At 57.3% G+C, this 21,640-nt stretch carries 17 protein-coding genes and 3 pseudogenes; 8 read left to right on the forward strand and 12 right to left on the reverse strand.

The window, feature by feature from the left end; genetic code table 11:
* Positions 1 to 111 precede the first annotated feature (111 nt).
* Entirely contained in the window at positions 112 to 1,131 is a 1,020-nt protein-coding gene (locus ATJ93_RS20875) for an NAD(P)/FAD-dependent oxidoreductase (RefSeq protein WP_120246607.1), read from the forward strand.
* A 376-nt stretch (positions 1,132 to 1,507) separates the two neighbouring features.
* On the opposite strand, the gene ATJ93_RS20880 is transcribed toward ATJ93_RS20875, so the two are convergent.
* From ATJ93_RS20880 to ATJ93_RS23285, 4 genes are all read right to left on the reverse strand, one after another.
* Positions 1,508 to 1,930 carry a hypothetical protein gene (locus ATJ93_RS20880; protein ID WP_120246608.1) on the reverse strand — a complete coding sequence of 141 codons (423 nt, stop codon included), beginning with the start codon at positions 1,928 to 1,930 and terminating at the stop codon, positions 1,508 to 1,510.
* The gene (locus ATJ93_RS20885) at positions 1,927 to 2,808 is read right to left on the reverse strand and encodes a ParA family protein (RefSeq protein WP_120246609.1); all 882 of its coding nucleotides are present in this window, start codon (positions 2,806 to 2,808) and stop codon (positions 1,927 to 1,929) included. The genes ATJ93_RS20880 and ATJ93_RS20885 overlap by 4 nt, the downstream gene beginning before the upstream one ends.
* A 600-nt stretch (positions 2,809 to 3,408) precedes the next feature.
* Positions 3,409 to 3,783 (reverse strand): hypothetical protein, encoded by a 375-nt coding sequence (locus ATJ93_RS20890; RefSeq protein WP_245977751.1) that lies wholly within the window; start codon positions 3,781 to 3,783, stop codon positions 3,409 to 3,411.
* A 119-nt stretch (positions 3,784 to 3,902) separates the two neighbouring features.
* Positions 3,903 to 4,085: a hypothetical protein gene (locus ATJ93_RS23285; RefSeq protein ID WP_147376670.1), complete on the reverse strand. Its 183-nt coding sequence runs from the start codon at positions 4,083 to 4,085 to the stop codon at positions 3,903 to 3,905.
* A 211-nt stretch (positions 4,086 to 4,296) separates the two neighbouring features.
* Between ATJ93_RS23285 and ATJ93_RS24605 the strand changes: the two are divergent.
* Positions 4,297 to 4,851: pseudogene (locus tag ATJ93_RS24605) on the forward strand (DNA polymerase domain-containing protein); the annotation flags it as partial.
* A 563-nt stretch (positions 4,852 to 5,414) separates the two neighbouring features.
* Here ATJ93_RS24605 and ATJ93_RS20900 read toward each other — a convergent pair.
* Complete coding sequence (locus ATJ93_RS20900; RefSeq protein ID WP_211334113.1) at positions 5,415 to 6,704, reverse strand: orc1/cdc6 family replication initiation protein; 1,290 nt, start codon at positions 6,702 to 6,704, stop codon at positions 5,415 to 5,417.
* A gap of 567 nt (positions 6,705 to 7,271) precedes the next feature.
* Positions 7,272 to 7,595, reverse strand: coding sequence for a hypothetical protein (locus tag ATJ93_RS20905; protein WP_120246611.1), 324 nt, complete (start codon positions 7,593 to 7,595; stop codon positions 7,272 to 7,274).
* 157 nt (positions 7,596 to 7,752) lie between these two features.
* On the opposite strand from ATJ93_RS20905, the pseudogene ATJ93_RS24700 reads away from it, so the two are divergent.
* Both ATJ93_RS24700 and ATJ93_RS20910 read left to right on the forward strand, forming a co-directional pair.
* Positions 7,753 to 7,839 (forward strand): annotated as a pseudogene (locus tag ATJ93_RS24700) (transcriptional regulator TrmB); the annotation flags it as partial.
* Positions 7,826 to 8,068, forward strand: a pseudogene (locus tag ATJ93_RS20910) (hypothetical protein); the annotation flags it as partial. The pseudogenes ATJ93_RS24700 and ATJ93_RS20910, both read left to right, overlap by 14 nt.
* Before the next feature lie 193 nt (positions 8,069 to 8,261).
* Here ATJ93_RS20910 and ATJ93_RS20915 read toward each other — a convergent pair.
* On the reverse strand, positions 8,262 to 9,200 hold the full coding sequence (locus ATJ93_RS20915; protein WP_120246612.1) for a M78 family metallopeptidase domain-containing protein: 939 nt from the start codon (positions 9,198 to 9,200) through the stop codon (positions 8,262 to 8,264).
* Positions 9,201 to 9,559: 359 nt separating this feature from the next.
* Between ATJ93_RS20915 and ATJ93_RS20925 the strand changes: the two genes are divergently transcribed.
* Positions 9,560 to 9,910, forward strand: coding sequence for a hypothetical protein (locus ATJ93_RS20925; protein WP_120246613.1), 351 nt, complete (start codon positions 9,560 to 9,562; stop codon positions 9,908 to 9,910).
* On the opposite strand, the gene ATJ93_RS20930 is transcribed toward ATJ93_RS20925, so the two are convergent.
* The 3 genes from ATJ93_RS20930 to glpD form a co-directional block, all read right to left on the reverse strand.
* Entirely contained in the window at positions 9,898 to 11,691 is a 1,794-nt protein-coding gene (locus ATJ93_RS20930; RefSeq protein ID WP_120246614.1) for a ribosome biogenesis/translation initiation ATPase RLI, read from the reverse strand. The two genes, ATJ93_RS20925 and ATJ93_RS20930, sit on opposite strands and share 13 nt — an antisense overlap.
* A gap of 101 nt (positions 11,692 to 11,792) precedes the next feature.
* Positions 11,793 to 12,098, reverse strand: coding sequence for a cupin domain-containing protein (locus ATJ93_RS20935; RefSeq protein WP_120246615.1), 306 nt, complete (start codon positions 12,096 to 12,098; stop codon positions 11,793 to 11,795).
* Positions 12,099 to 12,238: 140 nt separating this feature from the next.
* Positions 12,239 to 13,864: a glycerol-3-phosphate dehydrogenase gene (gene glpD / locus ATJ93_RS20940; protein WP_120246616.1), complete on the reverse strand. Its 1,626-nt coding sequence runs from the start codon at positions 13,862 to 13,864 to the stop codon at positions 12,239 to 12,241.
* A 205-nt stretch (positions 13,865 to 14,069) separates the two neighbouring features.
* Here glpD and ATJ93_RS20945 point away from each other — a divergent pair, with 205 nt between their 5' ends.
* The gene (locus ATJ93_RS20945; protein ID WP_120246617.1) at positions 14,070 to 15,245 is read left to right on the forward strand and encodes a trans-sulfuration enzyme family protein; all 1,176 of its coding nucleotides are present in this window, start codon (positions 14,070 to 14,072) and stop codon (positions 15,243 to 15,245) included.
* Positions 15,246 to 15,325: 80 nt separating this feature from the next.
* Here the strand turns inward: ATJ93_RS20945 and ATJ93_RS20950 are convergent, their stop codons facing one another.
* Entirely contained in the window at positions 15,326 to 17,173 is a 1,848-nt protein-coding gene (locus tag ATJ93_RS20950) for a multicopper oxidase family protein (RefSeq protein ID WP_120246618.1), read from the reverse strand.
* Positions 17,174 to 17,456: 283 nt separating this feature from the next.
* On the opposite strand from ATJ93_RS20950, the gene ATJ93_RS20955 reads away from it, so the two are divergent.
* Positions 17,457 to 18,821, forward strand: a complete 1,365-nt coding sequence (locus ATJ93_RS20955; protein ID WP_120246619.1) for a glutamate-1-semialdehyde 2,1-aminomutase — start codon at positions 17,457 to 17,459, stop codon at positions 18,819 to 18,821.
* Positions 18,822 to 18,980: 159 nt separating this feature from the next.
* Complete coding sequence (locus ATJ93_RS20960) at positions 18,981 to 20,063, forward strand: DUF2249 domain-containing protein (protein WP_120246620.1); 1,083 nt, start codon at positions 18,981 to 18,983, stop codon at positions 20,061 to 20,063.
* A 41-nt stretch (positions 20,064 to 20,104) separates the two neighbouring features.
* Here ATJ93_RS20960 and ATJ93_RS20965 read toward each other — a convergent pair whose 3' ends face one another.
* Positions 20,105 to 21,580 carry a globin-coupled sensor protein gene (locus tag ATJ93_RS20965; protein WP_120246621.1) on the reverse strand — a complete coding sequence of 492 codons (1,476 nt, stop codon included), beginning with the start codon at positions 21,578 to 21,580 and terminating at the stop codon, positions 20,105 to 20,107.
* Between the last annotated feature and the right edge of the window lie 60 nt (positions 21,581 to 21,640).

A 21,640-nucleotide genomic window follows, 5' to 3' on the forward strand; every position in this document is an offset into this window, starting at 1 on the left:
TATCAAGTTGGTGCCTAAGATGTGTGTATACCACATTATTCACAAACCTATACAAAATATAACGACAACTTCAAATCACTACTTTGTGCGTCGGTGTCGAACAGGGAGACGATGGCTACTGATTCGACCATTCACGATTACGAAGTTCTCGTCGTCGGAGGCGGCCCAGCTGGAATGACCGCGGCACTGTATACGACGCGACTCGGACATCGGACGGCCGTCGTCGACCGAGGCGGTGGTCGGGCAGCGATGATGCAAGATGTTCACAACCTACTAGGGGTCACGGAGGATACATCTGGTAGCGAATTTCTCTCAATCGGTAGAGACCAACTTCGGGAGTACGGGTGCGATATCCACAATGATCTACTTGTCTCCTGTGATACCAATGAGGATGGGTCAATCCATCTCTGCGGGAATAATGCTGACTACCGCGCAGAATACGTCGTCCTAGCGACGGGATTCAACGATGTCCGTCCAGAGCCGCCACTACCGCGAACCGGTCGTGGACTCCACTACTGCTTGCACTGTGATGCCTACATGTTCGTCGACGAACCCGTCTACGTCATGGGTTATGGGGAGAGCGCTGCACACGTAGCCGGAATCATGCTTAACTTCACCGACGATGTCGATCTGCTCACGCGCGGTAATGACCCCGAATGGAGCGATGAGACAGCGACGATGCTCTCAAATCATCCAATCGACATTATTCACACGGACATCACTGGCATTCAAAACGACAAAGACGGCTGGTTAGCGGCCCTCGAATTTGAAGACGGTACGGTTCGGGAATATAAGGGTGGCTTCGCGATGTACGGTGCTGAGTACAACAACGGCCTAGCCCGCAATCTTGGCTGTGATATCAACGATGATGGAACAGTCGTCGTCGATGATCACGGTCAGACGTCGGTTGAACGTGTCTATGCAGTTGGAGACCTAACGCCTGGCCACAATCAACTCCCCATTGCACTGGGTGAAGGAGCAAAGGCTGGTATCTCGTTGCATTTCGCCTTACGGGACTTCCCCCGAGATCTCGACGTTATCGAAGAACAAGGTCCAGTCCGATCTGACGAAGTTCCCGGAATTCCAGACGAACTCCTTGAACAGGAAGTCGAATTCCACACATATAACTGATGTGGTCCGAGAAGGCTCTCTTCAGAACTTCCTGACCCCCATCAACCCAACTAGCCAGATAGAAAATCCGCACAACTTCAGATAGCAGGTCTTCTACCGACGACGGCTACCACGTCTTCGACCACTACCTAAACCAACAACAAGACTGCAATTACATGGGCTTGATAAACTTCTAATAAAGATACCCGAGCGTCACGTAGTAGTGGCTGTCTGCAGGGTGAGATCACCGAACCAGTGGAGCACACTTGTACGTTTCGTGGTGCGGCGAGTGACGTTCGTAATCGTCCATTCGTCGTCGTGGTCAGATAGTGATCGCCCGCGGAAGCGCGTCAATCGGGAGTAAGACTCGGACATACAAGCGATATTGAGTTAATTGCTACTCGAAGTCGTAACCCCACTCCCGAAGTTGATCTGCGACGTCGTCGATTCGTTCGAGGCCGACGAGCAGCGCTGCCTCTCGGAGATCGGCCTTCTTGACCGACTCGCCAAGCTCGCCTTCGATATCGGACTTGGCTTGGCGCTGACGATCGAGCGTCGTATCCTGCAAGTGTAACTGCACAGTTTTCGCGCGACCATCCGTGATACTATCGCGCTCGTAGATCCAGGGGAGGCCACTGCTGTTCGAGTCGCTCTCGTCGCGACCGTCCTGCTGCTCGATCGCGGGATCGGGCTGCGGATCGACTTCGACTGACGAGCCTATTGACTCGAGTTCGTCAACGTCGTCTTCTCCGGCCTTGTCGTCCTCGGTGCCAGCACCAAACGGATTATCGCCGCTCGCGCCTTCCTTGAAGCCCGTCACGCCTCGATCACCTCATCGTCTTCCAAGCTACCCGGCTCCGGAGGGTTCGGTGCCTCGAGACCGACCTGGTTCTCGAGGTAACGAGCGATCTGGTCGAACTGCGCCAGCGTCTCAACTTCGTGGTCACGGATACGTGCGCGATGTTCACGAACGTACTCAAAGGCCGAACACTGCTGTTTCCAGCACCCCTCCATCATCGATGTCCGGTCGCCGATCACCTCAGGTGTGGGGAGGTCAATCTCGTCGATCAACTCTTCTTGGTCGTTCGTATGCTTGAACCCGTTCGGCACCGCGGCCAGCACACCAATCTCTATGTTCAGCTGGTCACCGAAGTTCGTCGCGAGTTGCTCAAGGCCCTCAACTGAGGCTCGCCCCTTCGCGGAGGGTTCAACTGGGATCACGAGGTTGCGCGTTGCGTAGATCGCGTTGTAGAGGTGGTCGGACTCGGTAGCCGGCGGGTCACAGATTAAGACGTCGTACTCCTCGGCGATATTGGCATCGCGAAGGACACGTTGCAGCTGGGCATAGATGTTGTATGAGTCCCCCAAGTCCTCCGCTTTCCGCTGCTCGCGCTGAAGGTGGCTCGAGAGATCAGAGAGCATGTTGTGTTCCGGGACGATATCAACACCCTCCGCCGTTCGGGCGAGGTCTGTGAGCGATCCCTTTGGACTGCGGACGATATGGCGCACGATATTGTCAGCGTCACTGTTGGCGCGATCGTCGTCGACGCCGAACAGTCGACTGAGGTCGCCGTCCTGCGGATCCAGCGGAACGACCAGGACGTCAAGGCCGGCTCGAGCGTGCGCGACAGCCAGATTCGCCGTCAGCGAGGACTTTCCTACGCCGCCTGCTTCGCTGTAGACCGTATACGAGAGCATACTCTCATGGATGAATTTCACCGATAAGTAACTTTGCCACACAAGTTATCTAGGTATGGTATCTGAGAGAGTTATCTAAGATTCTTAGACCTATATCATAGCCAAGCCTCTTAGATTAGAGTCTTAGATATGTTTCTTAGATCGTGGTCATAGGGTTCTTAGATTAGAGTCTTAGATCAGGAAGTCGAAGCTCGCGAGGTCTGCAAGGAAGCCCGACTCGAGAAGGGCAGTGTCGATCAAGACTTTGATACCTCGAGGAACACAACTTCGTCAAGAAAGAAGTCTCCACGGATCACCCCAGCGCTCTCTATGTACTCACCGATAAGGGACACATCTTCGACCAAAACGAGCTACTCGGCGTTATCCCTCTGGCTTGGTCTCGATAGCGTGCTGCACGGCTCACCTCATCGTCGGGAGACCTCATTAGGATCGATCTCGAGCAGGAGGTTGACCTTATTAGCGATCTCACCAGCATCAAACTCGAGAATTAGACCGAATGGTTTTCACGGGAGTCAGCAAAAGTTAACCAACAAATTGGTGAGACACCCTGATTCTGTTGGTTAAAGCAGATCGTACAGGGAACAGAAATTCAAATGATATCTACTTTGGATATTCAACGTACTCAAACTCAATCCGTTCGAGATTGTATCGCTCTCTTCGCTCAGAGAGTTCATAGAAATCTTCGTCGTTCGTGAATATTGTTGGATTTGGATTCGAGCATTGTTGGGCTGCCTGAAGTATTGGGACATCTTTGGCCTGAATCTCGAGGACCTCAGCGAATGCTTGTACCGTCGGATCTGACCGTACTGCACCGAGATCTACGTCACTGACCTCCTGGTAGTTCGGATCTGAAATAAAAGGGTTCGACATCATTTGCGCAAATCGATCCCGGAGCTCATCGGCTGCTTGTTGATTATCAGAATCGCGCTGGATAGCTTGATCAACCTCTTCGTAAATGTACGGAGTGACAAGCACACAGCGCTCGTTATCTATAACCTCTTGAATTCGGGCTTCAGCGTCGGCAGATTTCCGTGTTAAACCGTGGACCCAAACGTTGCTGTCGTAGATATCGACTCGAGATTCGAGGGAAAAGCTCAATCGTCTAATTGACCGGCATACCGCTGACTAACAGACTCTGGTTCGTATAGATCTGGAAGCATTTCTTCAATGTTCCACTCGGTCTGCTCTGAGAGTTCCTCAGTGGCCTCCCATGCCTCATGGGATGAGATACTAGATTGAGAAGCTTCCATAAGGCGGCGGGCAGATTCGTCTGACATACTGGCTCACCTAGTTAGTTATAGAAATGCACCAGGACCAAATAAGCGTTCTGGACCCATCCTCAAGGCAGTGATGGGCCAGCCATTACATTCACACTCCAAGGATCACGCCGTCGTCGAGTGCAACGGTGACCGTTAACACCGACTTGTTCACAGATCGATTCTCGTGGAATCCTCCCCCGAAGAGGCTAGTTTGGTGATGAACGATGTCAGTGCGACCGTTTCAAAATACTATAGAAAAGTCGCCAGTGACGATGAGTTTAAATCAGAGGTATCGAAGCCCGACAGCAATCGACGCCGCCGTGCATCGAGGATGCTCAACGGGAGTGTCACGAGAAACTCGACGTAACCTAATACCAGAGGCGGTTCTCAGCTGTCTCGAGACCGCAATCGAGAAACTTCATTCGGGGAAGTAGCGGTGGATCAACTCGTCGAACGGAACCGAGTCTCCAAACTGCTCGAAGAATATACGCAGAACACCCAGAACGTGGCGGCACTCAAACGTGCTCGTGATCAGGATCTCGCTGTCCATCCAGGACAGGATATCGAATACGTGGTCGTCGACGACGAAAAGACCTCACGAGAGCGGGTTGCCCTCGCCCATAAGGAGATCAAGACTTACGACGGCTACTACGAGACACAGCTGATCCGAACTGTTGAGAGTGTGCTATCACCATTTGGTTGGGACCGAAGAAAGATCCGTCAAGAACTCAGTGAGACACGACAGATGGACGTGACAGTCTTCACTACGCCCAGCGACGAATAAACAGCAAAAGAAGACCCACTCCCTCCCCCCGTCATCGATGTGTAAAACCCTGCGGAAGGAGAGGGATTAGAGCAAGAAAATAGCAGCAACAGAAAGAACTGCTGTAAATACGCAGGAGAGATTCTCAGTTGCCAGAATCCAACCTTATCTTAAGATGGTCTATTGTCTGACGAAGTTTTATGTGGAGGGGGTGAGAAACACATCCGTACTACACCTAATCACGAGGAATGGAGTAGTTCACTTCGACAAACCGAGTGATTGGTTAGGCAGGCTTTGAAATCGTTGAACCCCGCGAAATTAGCACTCTTATCCCACTTTCACATCGGTATTTGCATCTCTTCATATTTCCCTATGGGTCTACATCGCCTATTTACACTTCGATGACGGGGGGAGGGGGTTCTATATTTAGAGAGTTTTACATTCAAGGCAACAGAGGTAGTCTCCAGTACAGACTCAATATCGATTCTGCTACTAATGGAAATTGAGGCACTTCCTAACCGGACTCGAGTTTACACATCGATGACGGGGGGTGTGTTCCAAGAGAGTCCTCCGAAGATGTGGCCCTACTGGTTGTGGAACTCCCTTAGCTGAGCGCTGACCACTGACTGAAGGAGGTCTTCCTGGTTAGCTATCGCTTCCAGACGAGTGTCGTCGACGATCCGATTCATCATCGCTTCCGGATCACTCGTGAATGTAAATTCCATATACATTCCTCTACCTCGTCCTCGACTCTTTCGAGCCGTCGAGATGAGACCATACGTGGAGAGTTCTTTTACGTACTTGACGTAGGTCTCTCGTGTCATTTGGTCAGCATCGATCTGGTCGGTAACCCATTGATAAACTTTGAAGCCGACTGGACTCGGAACCGAACTTCCAGACCTATTGGAGAAGTGGGCGACGGAGGCGGTCGCGTACAGGGAGATCTTTTTCTGGGTTGTCAACCCCTCTATTAACTTCAGTGAGCGATCCTTGTCGATTTCTTCTTGGGACTCACGGACGTGCTTTTCGCGGACTTTCTCGTCACCACGTTCGTCCGCGAGATCACCAGCACCGCGAAATAGGTCGATCGCCTTTCGTGCGTCTCCGTGGCTTTGTGCTGCGAATGCCGATACGAGTGGTATCACGTCGTCAGTCAAGGCATCAGGCCGGAAGGCATCGCGACGGTTCTCGAGTATCTGACGGAGCTGGTTCGCGTCATAATCTGGAAAGTAGACGTCCCGGGGATTGAACGAACTCTCAGCACGACCATCGATATCTTCCATGAATTTGGGATCGTTCGTTAGTGCCGCGACCGATACTTGCCCCTCGATTTCGTTCGTATTACTCGCTCGCGACAGCTGATAGAGCAGTTTCGAGTAGGCAGGTTCGTCGTTTGCCCGTCGTCCAACCAAGAGGTCAATCTCGTCCAGGATGAAAATAACCGAGTCGTAGTGCTCGTTGATGAGTTCGTATAAGCGTCGATATTTTTTCTTCGTCGACACGCCGGTTTCTGGGACACCGACCTCTGCGTCGACGTCGTTTGCGACGGTTTGGACGAGTTCAAAGACGGCTTGATCGAGAGTGTTGATCGGCTGGCAATTAATATCAACAACCCCGAAACGTTCGCCCTTGGATTGGCAGAGATCGACGATCTGTTGAGTGACCGCTCCGATGATGAGTGATTTCCCCGTTCCGGCAGGACCGTAGAGCAGCATATTCGGGGGACGATTTCCTTGGAGTGTGGGTTTCAGATACGAGACAACAGCTTCGAGTTGGTCATCACGGCCGACGATTCGCTCCTCATCGATAATCGTGTCTGGCTCGACGAGATCTCGGTTGACAAAAACCGATGTTTCCCCCTCGTCGTCCAGCATATCCCGAATCGATCGCTGAGTACTACCTTTAGACGCTCCTCGGTCTTGTCCGGAAACCGCGTCCTCTGCGCCATTTTCTCTACCAGCTTCTACGTGTTCTGCGTCACTCGAGGAAGTTCTGGAAGGAGGTCCTTCTTCGAGGGTAGATTGGTCCATCCCATCCTGATCACTACCGACCATACGCTTGCTGTATGCCGAGGCGTTAAAAAGATTCACCTCCTTCGATGTTTATCCATGCGGTCTAGACAATCTATACTCGGTATTCGGCTGATCTCTGATTCCCATGTTGGAACCGACACCGAAGTATATCCAATGAGGGTCTCCCCGTCATCGATGTGTAACGAGAATTTCCGCACCTTCCTGCGATTTTATTATATAGTTTACATAAGTAATTTTCTCTCCCCCTCATCGAAGTGTAACCGGTACGGCCGACACCCCGCCATCGAAGTGTAATCGGGTGACCCCTCCCCCCGACATCGATGTGAAAACGACCATCGGGTTCTAAGCTTTGCCGGCCAGCTACTAGTTTACACTTCGAACACGGGGGGACCGAGAGTAGCTGTCCTTCTAATCGTCCGAGTTGACAGGGCCTTTGTACTTGGATCGGATTTTCTTTCCCTCCCGCCACTGCCAGTAGTAGTAACGGTTGTCGTTGATTTCCTTGATCGTGATCGTAGCCTTCGCCGGAACATCGTCAGGGAGATCATCTGATCGTTCCTCGACGTCGATCTCGTCTGACTCCTCCTCGAGGCGGGTCTCGCGCTCTTTGTACTCAGCCAACTCTTCGGCGTATTGGGCAATATGTTGGAGCCGTTCGGGAGTGGACTCGTTGAGGGTGTTGACCAGATCCGTCGGGATGTCCGTCGGCGGGGTCGGTGGTTCGTAGGACATCAGCTACTGCCTCGTGTTAACCAACACGGGACACCGATCAATAATTTTGTTGGTTAAGTCGGTGGTGGTGATCCAGTCTCTGCTATCTGTAACACCACTCGAAACTGACCTATAGACAGGTTTCGTACTATGTTACACTGTGCTCCGGAGGATCTAACTCGAGGTACTCGCTGCCGTCGAACGCGGTTACACGGTCTCCAAGCTCGCGACGAAGCTTGACCACAGCGAGAGTGACCTACCTCGCCGGCGTTGCCGAAAAAGAACCGAGTGACTTCCTCGTCGAACAGGGGCTCCTCGTCGGCACGACGGAGTTCTTCGCGAAGAGCCACGTCCTCAGGCGGGAGCACGAGGACGAAGAACATCCCTTCGACTGGATGCAGGACGGCGTCTTCGAGCTATTCGACCGGGAGGGACGCCTCTATCGCTGGCAGACCGAGGAGGACCTCGTCAACGTGACAGAAGACCTCCCGTGACGGCGGGGGACCGCGACTGCCTGTGTTAACTGACCTGGTCGTGCTGCTCCGCAACGTGTTCGGCTTTCTCAAGGACCGTCGTGAGACAGCGGTCAGTCATCAATCGACGAAGATGTGCCTCGGCCCCTCAACGGGCGCAGAAAAACTTAACCAACAGATCGGAAGGAACCCATCACCTCGTTGGTTAACTGAGTTAGGACGAGGATCCGTCCTCGAGAACGTCGATGAGCTCCTCCGCCGTTCGACTAATCCGTTCGAGGCGCTCGCGGACGACCTCGGGATCGTCCGACTCCCACGCAGCGAGGTAGAACGCTGACCCGCTGGTGTCGAGCCCGCAGTACCGCCCGACGACGTAGGCGACCGCCTCGGCCTCGAGTTCGCGTTTCGACCGTTCTGTTTCGTCGTCGACGTCGAAGTGTAGCAAGGCATGGGCGTACTCATGGATCAGCGTTCGGGCGAGATCGGCATTGTTCTCTCGGTCACGAATCTCGACGCGCGGTTGCATATCAATGAGGCTGCGCTGCTTGCAGACACCCCTCGCCTCACCGTGGGCCCACTCTTCCTCTGGAAGGATCCGAACCGTCACGCCGAGTTCGTCAGCGGCGTCGATCAGCTGTGGAACGAGATTGCCGGCGTCCCCAGTCGCTTCTGTCTCGAGGTCAGGAAGTGGCTCCCCCTTGGTTTGGGAGATGTCGAATACGGGAGCAGGCTTGAATCCGACGAGCCCTCTTGACCACTCTTCAGGCGGTGTCTCGTCGTAGTCGCAGTCACTGTCCTCGTGGTAGCTGGGCGAATTCTCGCATTCCGGGCACTGCTTGGTGATGATCGGTGCCCAGATCCAGATAGCCTGTTCGCCTTCCTGGACGTGATGGTCGAACTCTTCCTGCCACGTTCGGTAGCCCGCAACGCGAGTCGCGTCGGGATACTGGAGTTTGATCAGGAGCGTATTCCGATGGGAATAGTCGTGGAAGCGACTCTGGACCTCGAGCCACTCCTGGAACTCCGCGCTGGCCTGCGCATCGTCGACGCTGTCGACGAGGTCATCGATCCATGCTTCGATGGTACTGTTCATCTCCTCGTGTCGCGTGTCGGTTTCCTCAAACAAGACCGACGAGTCACTGGCTCTCATCATAATTCATCGACTCGAGTTCACAGCGAGTGCATCAGTTCAGAACGCGCTGCACCCCTTTGGGGCGCACAAAAAACTCACGTCGACGGTTACGGAGTTCGTGTCTCGTCAGCGAAGCCAACCGAAACAAGGTAGTCGAGGAACTCGTCAAACTGCTCGACGTCACTCGAAGTATCGGTTGGCGAGGTGGCGGGTCTACCCGATGGCCCATCAGAAGGCTAGATCAGTTTCTACCCTCGGTAGATGCGCTCGAGAGTAACAACGGTTAGGCGCAGTCGACAACTGGCATCTGCTATATAACTGACCCGGTGAACATCTTGGGGGCGCATGGTACCTGCCCGGCGCACGTTCTCTAGAGTGTCATGTCGAAACATGCATTCATACTCCTGTCCCATCCGGAGTATCCCGGCAAGTTCGCCAACCCGCTGACCTACGCCATACAGCTCGACGACGCTGGCCACAACGTTGATGTGTACTTCGACGGGGAAGCCACGTACTGGTTCGACGGTCTCGAGGAGCGGCCCCAGCCCGCGCTGGACGCCTACACCCGTGCGAAAGACCGTGCTCTCATCGCGGGCGTCTGCGATCATTGCGCCTCGTTCAAGGGCGTCGCGGAGGCCGTCGAAGCCGAGGGGTTCGAGATCGAAGGGACTGAACACGCGCCGGACGTGGCTGGGTTAGTCGACGAGGGGTACGAAATTCACACGGTGTAATAGTACTCCCCGTCGCGCTTTTGCTTTCGGTCGAGTTGGCTTCCAGGCTTGTTGACTCGAGGCCGGTCTGTTCGCTCGTCGCGGCGGAACGTCACGCCCAGCGAGGAAAGGAAGTCGTTCATCCCCGTACGCATGGGCTGTGGCGAGGTCGCCTCCCCGTATGTCCCGGATTCACCGTCGAAGACGACCAGTCGATCCGACACTCGACTGATCAAAAAGAGGTCGTGGTCGATCACGAGCAGCGGTCGGTCGCGCTGGCGGGCGAACCGCCGGAGCTGGTCAGCGACTGCGACACGGCGGTCGACGTCGAGAAACGCCGACGGCTCGTCTAGGAGGTAGAGATCCGCCTCCCGAGCGAGACACAGCGCGACCGCAACCCGCTGAAGTTCGCCGCCGGAGAGCGCAGAGAGCGGGCGATCGAACAGTTCCTCGAGGTCGAACGGCTCCGCGACCCGCGTCTCGAAGGCCTGCGACCGGATGTCGGTAACCCGAATGAACCGTTCTCTGACCGTCTCGTCGCCGTCCGGGACGACGTACTGCGGTTTGTACGAGACGGTTGCGTGGTCGGGAATGGTCCCGATATCGGACTCGAGTTGCCCTGCGAGCAACTTCGCGAACGTCGTTTTTCCGAGGGCGTTCGCCCCGACGATTCCGATCGACTCACCCTCGTGGATGGCACCGGCCTCGACGGTCAGCGAAAACTCCTCGAAGCCAACCTTGAGGTCCGGGTATTCGAGGACCACCTCCGTCTTGGGGATCGACCGCTCGCGCGGCCCCGGGAACGTGATCGATTTCCTCCGAATTTGGACGTTCTCCTGTCGGAGCTGTCCCTCGAGGAACTGGTTGATGCCCTCACGTGAGCCGAGTCGCTGAGAGACGACGCCGAAATTCCCAGGCTCTCCGTAGGTGACGTGAATTCCGTCGGCGATAAGATCGAGGGTTGCGAGGTCGTGTTCGACGACTACCGCCGAAGCACTTGCTTCGGTAATTCGGTCGCGGATCGTCCGGGCAACCATCAATCGACGCTCGACGTCTAAAAACGACGAAGGTTCGTCGAACAGGTAGAGGTCGGCGTCGGTCGCCAACGTCGTTGCGATCTCGAGGCGCTGTCGCTCGCCGCCCGAGAGAGTTTCGATCTGACGATCGAGAAGCGGCGTCAGGTCGAGATCCGCCGCGAGGTCATCGGTTTCGTTTGGGTGTGCGGCCAACCGCTCTCGCACCGTCTCATCCGCAGCCGCTTCGTCCGCAAGCCGCTCGACTCGTTGGCGCTTCGTCGCCGTCGTCACTTCACCGTCGCGGAGCTGTTCGAGGTGCGTCTGGAGCACTGTACCGCGAAATGCGTCGATTGCCCGGTCCCAGTCAGGGTTATCCTCGTGTCCGAAGTTCGGAACCGTCTTCCCGGCGAGGATTCGCAGCGCCGTACTCTTTCCGATCCCGTTACGTCCGAGCAGCCCGATTACGGTTCCGTCTTCGGGCATCGGTAGTTCGTAGAGCCGGAACCCGTTGTCGCCGTACTGGTGGACGAGTTGGCCGGTTTCGGCGGGAAGCGGTACAATCCGGATCGCGTCGTTGGGGATCTTCTTCTCGATGAGCTTGTGCTCGCCCATGACGAGAGCGTCGTCGATGTGTAACTCTCCGTCCTCGGTGACGTGGAACCCTTCGCGTCCCGAACGGTTGAGCGGGTCGTACTTGACCGCAATGTCTCTGACCTCGTCGGTCACCTCGTCCTGGTCGATGATTGCGACGTACTCCGCTTCCTGAAAGTCGCTTGAATCTGTCATGGTATGGTGGGAAGCCGCGTCTCGTTGTAGTTGGTGTTCCATGCGACCGACGAGGGGACCGAAGGCCGCGCCCTCGACTCGTTTTGCCCCACGCGAGAGAGCTACGCGGACTCCTGCTGAGCCAGCACGATGAGTGCCGTACTCGGCTCGAGAGCACGGGGTGCGATGTCCTGATCGCCGTCGAAGCGGGCGATGTCACCCGCGGTGACTTCGTGGGTGTCACCGTCGAGTTTCAGTTCGATTTCGCCCTCGAGCAGACAGAAGACGATGTCGCGGCCCGGGTGCGAGTGGCGATCGACTGCCTCGTCTGCCTTAAGTTCCAGTCGGATCGTCTTTGGCTCCGACGTCGGGAAGACGTTCGCGTGCGGTGTTTGCTCCAGTTCTGAGAGGGATCGGATCGTTGGCATACGTGATTCACGTACGCGGTTGTCGCTCAAAAGCGAGGTGTCGAATACATTTGTTCCAGTGTTAATACGACTCAAGTTCCCGTCCAGTAGGTGGCGACATCACTCGTGGAAGTGACTCCACGTTCACGCGAAGGAGGATGTCAAGTATCGAATCGCTTCAGTCCACCCTGTTCGGCGTTGACTGTACGACGCTCGAGCACGCGCTCGTACCACTCAAGTTCGGCCTCTTTCCGCCGGTCGTCCCACTCGAGGAGTTCGGCCATGTGATCAGCGATCGTCTCGACGGCATCGAGACCCTGACACGATTCGTACCCGACGGTACACCGGCGGAACACGACATCCGTCAGGCGCCGCGCGTACTCCTCCTCGACCGCGACGGTCACCTGTGCGAGGACGTCGTACGTGTGTTCACAGAGTGGCTCCGCGAGCCGCTCGTCGTGTTCTGCTCGGTCGACGACCACATCGGCGCGAGAACCGTACAGCTTCTGCAGGTGTTCGACGACCGACTGCGGGAGGCTTCCGCCGCTTGAACGGTGCCCCCATCCGCCTGGAAGCGGCTCCGTCGCAGTCCGACAGGAGCGTTCGACGCCGAGGTACTCGGCGACCATATCGGTCGCTTCCTCCGCGGCGTGACGGTACGGCGTGATCTTGACCCCGACAAGCGAGAAGAGTCCGCTGATATCGTCCCTGTGGTCGATGACGCGGTGCTCTCGGGAGACGTCGGACGCCCGGCCAGTCGAGCCGGAATCATAGAGCGGTCGTACGCCGGCGTAGGAGTACAGTACGTCGCCTTTCGAGAGGTCGGGGAAGTACCGCCCGACCTCCTTGAGCAGGTAGTCGACGTCGGCGTCGGTCGCAGCCGCGTCGGCGGGATCCCCGTCGAACTCCGTGTCGGTCGTGCCGACCAGCGAGAAGCCGTTCCACGGAACGACGAAGACGATGCGGTCGTCAGTCGTCGGCAGCGTCAGCGCGTGGTCAGTCAGCTTCGGGACGACGAGGTGGATCCCCTTGGCCGGGTAGACGAACTGTTCGTCGGCGTAGCCCCCGAGCACATCGTCGATCCACGGACCGGCCGCGTTAATAATGGCGTCGCCCTCGACGTCGATCGATTCCCCGGAAAGTTCGTCGTCGATCCTGACGCCCACGACCGATCCGTTCTCGACGCACAGATCAGTTACCGCTGCGTGGTTCAGCACCGTCGCTCCGTGGTTCGCGGCGTCAATGACGTTCTCGAGACAGAGTCGTTCGACGAACTCGATCTGCCGGTCGTGGTAGGCGAATCCGCCCTGAAGTCCGTCCGTCGGGATCGCCGGTTCGAGGTCCTGAAGCGCCTCAGGCGAGAGATATCGGTGATTCGGCATGGACTTGCCGTAGGAGAGGGCGTCGTAGAGAATCATCCCGAGGCGGAGCTTCAGCCGAGCGAGGCGGCTCTCGTCGTATTGGGGAATGAGGAACGTCAGTGGATCGACGAGGTGTGGCGCGATTTCGGCGAGTGTCTCCCGCTCCTGCAGGCTCTCAAAGACGAGCGAGAAGTCGTACTGCTCCAAGTATCGGAGTCCGCCATGGGCCAGCCTGGTCGATCCGGCCGTCGTCCCGGACCCGAAGTCAGCCTGTTCGACGAGGAGGGTATCGATGCCGCGCATGGCCGCGTCTCGCGCGACGCCGGCACCGGCAATACCGCCCCCGACGATCACGAGATCGTACGATCCGGCGATCGAAGTCCGGTCCGGCCGGCGTTGTCCGAACCCTGTTTCTCGGTCACTCATACTCGACGCTCAGCCGTACAGACGGATAGGGGTTGAGGGGAAGATATCGGGGTCCTTCTTTATCCCTTTCTCGAGGACGGTACTCGCTGTCACTGACGGTACTGCGTCATGCCTTTCAAGGGAGTCGTTCGACCAGTGGGTATCAGTAGGCAATACTCGAGACCGATCCATCCTTGTGACTGTAGTGTGACGTAACGCCACCGAAATGTCCGAGGAAGATTATGGATTCGACACCCTCGTCACCCGATTCGACGAGGACGGTTCCGGCGCATCGGTAACCGGCGACGTCGTCCCGCCGATCCACCTCGCGTCGACACACGAGATGGACCGCCCGGGTACCGCCGACCATGGGTACAAGTATACCCGGTTCGGGAACCCGACCCGAGACGTCCTCGAGAGTCGACTCGCGAAACTCGCCGGCGCGGCGCACGCGACCGCCTGTGCGTCCGGCACCGCGGCGATCGCGGCGACGTGTCTCGCGGTGCTCGAACCCGGCGACCGCGTAGTGGCGTTCGACGGGATCTACGGCGGGACGCGACTCCTCTTCGAGGATCTGGTCGTCGATTCACTCGGGGCGACCGTTGAGTACGTGGACGCGACGGATACCGATGCAGTCGCCGACGCCGTCACCGACGACACCGCGCTCGTCTGGATGGAGTCCCCAACGAATCCACTGTTACGGCTCTGCGACCTCGCTGCGATCGGCGAAATTGCTGCGGCCGAAGACGCCACGTTTGTCGTCGATAACACCTTTTCGACGCCGTACTTCCAGCGCCCGCTCGAGTTCGGCGCCGACGTCGTCGTCCACAGTACGACGAAGTACATCAACGGTCACAGCGACTCGATGGGCGGCGTCGTCCTCACGAACGACGACGCGATCGAGACCGCGATAGATCACGTCCGGGCGTACGAACTCGGCGGGACGCTGTCGCCGTTCGACTGTTATCTCACGCTTCGCGGTCTCCGGACACTTCCGCTTCGGATGGACCGACACGAGGCGAATGCACGCCGTATCGCGGAATTCCTCGCCGATCACCCAGTCGTCCGTCGCGTCCGTTATCCGGGACTCGAGTTACACCCCCAACACGCCCTCGCCGAGGCACAGATGGACGGGTTCGGCGGAATCGTCTCGTTCGAACTCGACGCATCGGAAGCCGAAACGCGGGCTGTCCTCGAGGAACTCGATGTGTTCACGCTCGCCGTGAGCCTCGGCGGTACTGAATCGCTCGTCGACCATCCCGCGACGATGTCAGCGTCGTACCTCTCCGACGCCGAGCGGGAGGCGGCCGGGATCTCGGAGTCGCTCGTTCGGATTCCTGTCGGTATCGAGTCTGTCGATGACCTCCGTACCGACCTCGAGCAGGCGCTTGCAAACCTCTGACGGTCACCGGTTTAGATTGTTGGTGGGGACGTCGCCACCGTCCACCGCGTTTCAGCGGAGGCGTCAGACTGGTTGTCCCGTCATTCGTCGGTATCGTCGCTCGTCTCGTCGGCGGTGTTCGGTAACACCTCGAACGGACGCATCATGTCGTAATCTTCGTGCTCGATCATGTGGCAGTGCCACATGTACTCGCCCGTCTGATCGTTGAACAGCCCCTCGTACTCTCCGAAGTGGGCGATTACGTGCACCACCTCCGCTGGATCGACGGTGACGACGTCGTTCCAGCCCAGCTCGTACGGCTCGGGCGACTCGAGCGCGTTCGGGTCGATGCCGTCAGCCTCTGGGTCGTAGTCGCTCATCGGCTCCCGGCCGACCACCTGGAAGTGGACGAGGTGGAGATGCATCGGGTGGGACATCGCGGTATTGTTGGCGATGCTCCAGATTTCGGTCGTTCCAAGTTCTGGCTTCTCGGTAACGGGATCGTCAAGTGCATATCCTAACGGTTGGTCCTGATTCCCGAGGAGGTGTTTCATCCGCCCGTACTCGTCGCTGCTTGGGACCAGCGTGAGGTGTCTGTGTTGGTCGGCCGCGTCGACGGGCAGTTCTGGCACATCTGTCAATTCATCGGGTATCTCCCCGGCATCCTCGACGGGGTCCGAGTTTTCGACATCAACGAGCATGATCTCGGAGAGCGGCTTCGTCTCCTCGCTGTGCTCCTGCGAGCCACGATACAGCGACGGCGCGTCGTTGTGGAGGAGCAACGTCTCGCCGGCGTAGTCGGAGAAATCGACGACGATATCGGCACGCTGACCTGCTCCGAGTTCGAGGCGGCCATCGATCTCGACGGGGTTCGCGAGGAGACCGCCGTCGTTCCCGATCTGAACGAACGACGGGCCATCGTCGCCCGTCTCGCTCGCAGATTCGTCGTACTCGCGCAACTCGAGGGTATAATACCGACTATTGGATCCATTTAGTAGCCGGAACCGGTACGGTCTGGGCTCGACGGAGAGCCGGGGCCAGGCTTTCCCGTTGACTACCGGGATATCCCCGTAGAACTCGGGGACGATACTCGGTTCAGGATACGAATCGTCCCCGCCTCGGTCTCCGGATACTGCCGACGGGTAGAATAGCGCCCCGTCCTCATTGATGCTCCGATCCTGCAGTACAAGCGGAATCTCGTATTCGCTGGCGGGCAGTCCGAGTTCCCGCTCGTGGTCGTCTCGAAGAAGGTAGAAGCCGGCGAGTCCGGCGTAGACGTTCAACCGGGTGATCCCGATTGCGTGGTCGTGATACCACAGGGTCGCCGGTGGCTGATCGTTGACGTAGTAGTAGTCCTTTTGCTCGAACTTCGGGCCCGTTTCTGCGAAGTCGCGAGTGAACCACGCCTGTGCGTGGCCGTCGCTCGCGGCTTCGACGTTTCCGCCGTGGAGGTGCGTGACGGTTCGAATTCCGTCAATATCGTACGGAATCATTTCCTCGTGCACCGTCGTATCAACGGGCAGGAGGTGTTCGTCCGGCAGGTCGTTCTGCCACCGCACGTATATCGGCTCGCCCCGTTCAGCCTCGATCGTCGGACCGGGGAACTGTCCATCGTATCCCAAGACGGTCGTCGCCGGCAGATCGCTGTGGAGTTGCTGCTCAACCTCGCGCATTTCGATCTCGTAATAGGGATGGCCGTCTTTCGTCCCGGTCGGCTCCGCCACCCCCGAACGCGGCACCTCGTCGACCCACTTCTCGAGGTCCGGCGACGAGTGGGCCGCCACGGTCGTCGGCTCCGGTGTTCCCGAATTCCCGGTTTCCGATTCGGAATTTGGCGGTATGGAATCCGCGGAACAGCCTGCGAACGCGGAGATACCCGTCGCACTGGTTGCCAGAAGAAGCTTCCGGCGCGAGATACCCGTTTCGGGTGACCTGATCGGCTCGTCCATAAATGGGTATATGAATTCCCGTCGAATAGCGGGTCTCGCTCGTTCTTATCTGGCGGGAACCGAGGGAATATGTTTGGCAATGCATTCACGTAGTCCTTGGGTCGCTATCGGAACCGAGGATCGCTCCAATCACCACTGGTTCGAAATCTGCCGAGACCAGATGAACTGTTTCCTGCCCGGGATTTTATTCTAGTTTAATATAGATAGAGTAAATCTTTACATAACAGAATATATAAATTACTTCAGCTAGTTGTAATCTGTAGCTATCGGTGAACTTCATTCGATGGTAAGAGAGTGTCACAGTTCCTCGTACAAACTCTACGACCGCGCCCTTGAGTCCCTCGTCGGTGGCGTCAACTCGCCGGTACGGGCCGAACCGAGGCCGACGCCATCGTTCGTCGACCGTGGCGACGGAGCCGAACTCGTCGACGTTGACGGAAATCGGTACTGCGACTACATTATGGGATACGGTCCGCTCTTGTTCGGTCACGATCTCCCCGAACCCGTCCGCGAGGGGGTTTCGGAGGCGGTCGCCGATGGACCGATGTACGGCGTCCCGACCGACGTCGAGGTCGAACTCGCAGAATTCATCATCGACCACGTCGAGAGCGTCGAACGGCTCCGATTCGTTAACTCCGGGACCGAAGCAACCGCCGCGGCCGCACGCCTTGCACGCGGGTACACGGGCCGAGACAAGATCGTCGTCATGCAGAGTGGCTACCACGGCGGCCACGAGTCCTTTCTCGTCGACGGTAACGTCGACGACCGAAAGCCGGGCAGCGCGGGCGTTCCGGACGCTTTCGCCGCGGAGACGATCCCAGTACCGTTCAACGACGAGGACGTGATTCGCGATGTCTTCGAGCGCCACGGGTCGGAGATCGCAGCCGTCCTGACCGAACCGTTGCTTGGCAACTGCGGGATCGTTCTCCCGGTCGAAGGCTATCACGAGACCCTCAGGGACCTCTGTGACGAACACGGATCGCTGCTCATCTTCGATGAGGTGATCACCGGCTTCCGGGTCGGCGGGCTACAGTGCGCCCAGGGGAAATACGGCATCGAACCGGACCTCACGACGTTCGCGAAGATCATCGGCGGTGGTTTCCCAGTCGGTGCGATCGGCGGCCGCGCCGAAATCATGCAGGCGTTCGCTCCAACGGGCGATGTCTTCGAATCAGGGACCTTCAACGGCCACCCGGTGACGATGGTCGCCGGCCTCGAGACGCTTCGGTTCGCGAGAGAGCACGACGTTTATTCGCACGTCAACGAACTCGGGAGACAACTTCGGTCCGGACTACAGGATCTCGTCGAGGAACACACCCCCGAATACACTGTTACCGGTATCGACTCAATGTTCAAGATACTGTTCACTCGAGACGCACCCGACACGATGGACGGTCACTGCCGGGCGGGCTGCAAGCAGCGGCCGGAATGCCCGCGCTTCGAGCTGTGTCCGAAAACCGGGGCCGACGTCCGCGCCGGCGAGACCGATCGGTGGAAGCGAACCTTCTGGCCGGCGCTGGCCGATCGCGGCGTATTGCTCACGCCCAACCAGTTCGAGAGTCAGTTCGTCAGCTACGCTCACACCGAGGACGACATCGAACGAACACTTGATGCGTATCAGGAGGTTCTCTCGACGAAGGTTGGTTAAGACCGTGGCCGTTGTGGCTGTCATCGCGGTCTAGTTCGGACACCGATTGTAGATCGATTCGGACAGACCTTGTCGACGACCCCGAACCCAATAACTTCACGCTACGAATATATTCGGCACAGGGGGCTTCCCGTCCGCCAAGTAGTATCCACTACGACGATGACGACCGAGCTCAACCTGCGAGGGCAGCCCAATGACGAGTACCGGACCCGACTTTTTGAGACGTTGACCGATGCAGAAACCGGCGATGTCTTCGCAATCGTCGCCAAGGAGGATATCGATCCATACCTCGTTCGGTATCAGATCGAACACGATCGCGCCCTCGAGTGGGAGTACGAGCATCCGGACGCAGAACCGCGAGAACTCCGGCTGACGGTGGGAGAGCCGCTCGAGGGTGAGTTTGGAACGATCGACGTCCGGGATCTAAAACCCCAGCGTCGTCACGAAGCACTTCTCGAGATTTTCGACACGCTCGAGGCCGGCGAGGGGTTCGTCCTCGTGAACGATCACGACCCCAAGCCGCTGTACCACGAACTCCGCTCGATGTACGGGGACGTCGTCGGCTGGGAGTACGCCAGCGAAGGCGACGGCGAATGGCGGGTCGAAATCGAAAAGACGGCCGCATCGGAGGCCGACGGAGAGGACGTCGTTACTCGGTACGACGTTCGGAAGATCCCGAAACAGGAGCGCCACCCGACGATCCACCACCGGTACGGAATGCTCCCCGACGGCGGAACGATGGAACTGATCGCCCCGCACGAGCCCCGGCCGCTCCGCCAGGAGTTCCGCCAGCAGTACGGCGACACGTTCGACTGGGAAATCGTCGACCAGGAACCGGGTCGGTGCCGCGTTCACATCACGAAACGAAGCGACGCCGACGGTGACGCCTCGAGCGGTATCGAAACCGATGCGAACGACGCGGCGGTCGACGGGGAATCGCTCGAGACGACCGCCGAACTCGACGTTCGAGATCTCCCGCCCGCCCAACGGCACGAACGGATCTTCGACGCATACGCCGAGTTGGCGGGTGGCGAGGGATTCGTACTGGTGAACGACCACGACCCGAAGCCGCTGTACCACCAGTTCGAGGCCGAAGCTGGGCCCGAATTCCGATGGGAGTATCGCAAGCGAGAGCCGGGCGAGTTCCGGGTGTTAATCGGTAAGGCTGACGCGAGCGGGGCCGAACTCGAGGCAAGTAACCACTCGAGCAGGGAGGAAACGGGATCCGAAGCCCCGTTCTGACGCTCTTCGCACTCTTCGCCATCACCGCACCAGAGAATGCGTCACTCAGTAAGGCTTTGCACTGTCTGATAAATCTCGTCGATTTTCTCCTCCTGCTCACCATTCGAATCAGAAATGCTTTCGATTTCTTGGGCAACCTCCTCAGTTTGCTCCACTAATTCGTCGATCATGCTGGCAACTTCTTCGGTTGATGCAGCTTGATCGTCGGTTGCATCCGAGACCTCCTGAATTCCCTCGGACGCTTCTTCGACCGTCTCGACGATATCCTGTAGCTTTGCCATCGCGTCTTCGACTCGATCTATTCCTTGCGATACGTTAGTCGTCATCTCGTCGAGACTCTCAACGGTCTCTTCCGTCTCTGCTTTGATCGCATCGACCGTTTTTTCGATTTGTTTGGCATTGTCTTGCGACTCTTCGGCGAGAGACTTGACTTCGTTCGCGACGACAGCGAATCCATCGCCACTCTCGTCGGCGTGGGCAGCCTCGATAGAGGCGTTCAAAGCCAATAGATTCGTTTGATCCGCAATATCTGAGATTACTTCGACTACCTCGTCGATTTCGTCAACGCGTTCGCGTAATTGGTCAACGTCAGCGGCAACGTCTCGAGTGGACCGATCGACTGTCTCCATCGCGTCGATAGCTCTTGTTGCGGCCTCCTGACCGTCGCTTGCAAGTTCCTCGGCATTTTGGCTCGTCGCTGCGACGTCGTCCGCAGTTGCTGCGATCTCCTCTACAGTCGCACTCATATTCGAGACTTCTTCGGCGACGCTAGCGATATTCTCGGTCTGTCTATCGGAGAGTGTATGGATCTCGGCCGATCGTTCTGCAACATTTTCGGCCATCTTTTGACTTTCAGTGACCAGGTCGTCGACTTCTGAAGCGACTCGTCTCTGTCGATCGAGTTCCTCCTTCAGATTCTCGTTCGCAGCATGAATGTACGTGTCCATCACCACCTGCTGGTCAATATTTATGATTTTGAACAGGGCCATCACGTACTCTACCGTCTGGTCGATAAGCTCATCCGGGGTTAGCGCGCCCTCTTCGGTTCGTTCTTTCATTCGCTTCCCAATTGCGTCGACTAACCCGCCGAAATAGACGCTGTATGCTCCGAGATAGATTTTCGGACCGAGCCCGAGCATATTGTGAATTTGGCCGATCCGTGCACGCTGATTGAAGTACTCCTTGTCGTACGAACCGCTCCCGAGATCGGTCAGATATGACGTGTGGGCCTGCTTGAGTTGATCAAACGATTTCGTGGAGCGATCGAGAAACACGAGCGCTTCTTCGTGATCGTGAATGTGCCGTTCTAACTCATCCGTCAGCGCCGGCGCCTCGGATTCGATCAGCTCGTCCAATTCGGCGAGCGCGGCGATATCGTCGCTCGTGAAATCCGTGAAGGATTTTCGCCATCGAATCTCCGAACGATCGATGCCGAGTTCTTTCCTGAGTTCGGACCCGTCGACGGTCTGTCGTTGTTCGCTAGAGACTCGAACAGATTCGCTTTGAATAGAGTTCATATTCGGGGATAATAGCCAGAGCATGTGAGTCTACTGGCGAATCAATTCCCGGAAACTGTT

Origin of the sequence: Halopiger aswanensis (genome assembly GCF_003610195.1) — an archaeon.
GTDB classification, from domain to species: domain Archaea; phylum Halobacteriota; class Halobacteria; order Halobacteriales; family Natrialbaceae; genus Halopiger; species Halopiger aswanensis.

Excerpts from the sequence above, each read along its gene's own strand:
- ATJ93_RS20875 (WP_120246607.1), top strand. The coding sequence starts at position 112 with ATGGCTACTGATTCGACCATTCACGATTACGAAGTTCTCGTCGTCGGA.
- glpD (WP_120246616.1), bottom strand. The coding sequence starts at position 13,864 with ATGAGTGACCGAGAAACAGGGTTCGGACAACGCCGGCCGGACCGGACT.
- ATJ93_RS20905 (WP_120246611.1), bottom strand. The coding sequence starts at position 7,595 with ATGTCCTACGAACCACCGACCCCGCCGACGGACATCCCGACGGATCTG.
- ATJ93_RS20935 (WP_120246615.1), bottom strand. The coding sequence starts at position 12,098 with ATGCCAACGATCCGATCCCTCTCAGAACTGGAGCAAACACCGCACGCG.
- ATJ93_RS20955 (WP_120246619.1), top strand. The coding sequence starts at position 17,457 with ATGGTAAGAGAGTGTCACAGTTCCTCGTACAAACTCTACGACCGCGCC.
- ATJ93_RS20885 (WP_120246609.1), bottom strand. The coding sequence starts at position 2,808 with ATGCTCTCGTATACGGTCTACAGCGAAGCAGGCGGCGTAGGAAAGTCC.
- ATJ93_RS20930 (WP_120246614.1), bottom strand. The coding sequence starts at position 11,691 with ATGACAGATTCAAGCGACTTTCAGGAAGCGGAGTACGTCGCAATCATC.
- ATJ93_RS20925 (WP_120246613.1), top strand. The coding sequence starts at position 9,560 with ATGTCGAAACATGCATTCATACTCCTGTCCCATCCGGAGTATCCCGGC.
- ATJ93_RS20965 (WP_120246621.1), bottom strand. The coding sequence starts at position 21,580 with ATGAACTCTATTCAAAGCGAATCTGTTCGAGTCTCTAGCGAACAACGA.
- ATJ93_RS20960 (WP_120246620.1), top strand. The coding sequence starts at position 18,981 with ATGACGACCGAGCTCAACCTGCGAGGGCAGCCCAATGACGAGTACCGG.
- ATJ93_RS23285 (WP_147376670.1), bottom strand. The coding sequence starts at position 4,085 with ATGTCAGACGAATCTGCCCGCCGCCTTATGGAAGCTTCTCAATCTAGT.
- ATJ93_RS20900 (WP_211334113.1), bottom strand. The coding sequence starts at position 6,704 with ATGCTGGACGACGAGGGGGAAACATCGGTTTTTGTCAACCGAGATCTC.
- ATJ93_RS20945 (WP_120246617.1), top strand. The coding sequence starts at position 14,070 with ATGTCCGAGGAAGATTATGGATTCGACACCCTCGTCACCCGATTCGAC.
- ATJ93_RS20915 (WP_120246612.1), bottom strand. The coding sequence starts at position 9,200 with ATGATGAGAGCCAGTGACTCGTCGGTCTTGTTTGAGGAAACCGACACG.
- ATJ93_RS20950 (WP_120246618.1), bottom strand. The coding sequence starts at position 17,173 with ATGGACGAGCCGATCAGGTCACCCGAAACGGGTATCTCGCGCCGGAAG.